Origin of the sequence: Parashewanella hymeniacidonis (genome assembly GCF_016900895.1) — a bacterium.
Classification (GTDB): domain Bacteria; phylum Pseudomonadota; class Gammaproteobacteria; order Enterobacterales; family Shewanellaceae; genus Parashewanella; species Parashewanella hymeniacidonis.
Window position 1 is genome coordinate 1 of sequence record NZ_JAFEUN010000295.1, and the last position, 1,152, is coordinate 1,152.

The 1,152-nt window shown below is 49.3% G+C and carries 1 protein-coding gene; it reads left to right on the forward strand.

Annotated features, from left to right (window positions below; all coding sequences use genetic code 11):
• Positions 1-1,152, forward strand: a 1,152-nt coding sequence (locus JQC92_RS22410) for a type 2 periplasmic-binding domain-containing protein (RefSeq protein WP_205001735.1), incomplete at both ends; no start/stop codon positions are given.

The window sequence follows — 1,152 nt, forward strand, 5'->3', positions numbered from 1 at the left end:
GAAAAGGTCGTACTATTTCAGATTTCTCCGCATGCTTTCGTGAATTACGTCTGACTGATAATAATTTTTTAAAGTTATCAGATTCTCAAAAAAAAAGGTGTGTGCATCTAGCGCTGTATGAAGGTCATCATGATACGGTGGCTGCGTTTATGAAGGTGCTGGCGGAGTTACTGATGGCAGGGAAGTTGTCAGAAGATAAGTTCATAGCGCTGGCAGCGGGGAAAGATGGTGACGGAACGCCTGGACTATATTTGGCGCTGCAAAATGGTCATCATGATACGGTGACTGCGTCTATGAAGGTGCTGGTGGAGTTACTGAAGGAAGGGAAGTTATCAGAAGATAAGTTCATAGCGCTGGCAGCGGGGAAAGATGGCGATGAAACACCTGGACTATGGATGGCGCTGCAAAATGGTCAGCATGAGACGGTGGCTGCGTTTATGAAGGTGCTGGTGGAGTTACTGAAGGAAGGGACGTTATCAGAAGATAAGTTCATAGAGCTGGCAGCAGCGAAAGATGATGACGAAATACCTGGACTATTTCTGGCGCTGCAAGAGGGTCATCATGATACGGTGACTGCGTTTATGAAGGTGCTGGCGGAGTTACTGAAGGCAGGGAAGTTATCAGCAGATAAGTTCATAGCGCTGGCAGCGGGAAAAAGACGTGACGAAATACCAGGGCTATGGATGGCGCTGCAAGAGGGTCAGCATGAGACGGTGGCTGCGTTTATGAAAGTGCTGGTGGAGTTACTGAGGGCAGGGAAGTTATCAGCAGATAAGTTCATGGCGCTGGCAGCAGCGAAAGATGGTGACGAAACACCTGGATTATTTCTGGCGCTGCAAAAAGGTCAGCATGAGGCGGTGGCTGCGTTTATGAAGGTGCTGGTGGAGCTACTGAAGGCAGGGAAGTTATCAGAAGATAAGTTCATAGAGCTGGCAGCAGCGAAAGGTGGTGACGAAACACCTGGACTATTTCTGGCGCTGCAAAATGGTCAGCATGATACGGTGGCTGCGTTTATGAAGGTGCTGGCGAAGTTACTGAAGGCAGGGAAGTTATCAGCAGATAAGTTCATAGCGCTGGCAGCGGGGAAAGATGGTGACGAAATACCTGGGCTATGGATGGCGCTGCAAGAGGGTCAGCATGATACGGTGGCTG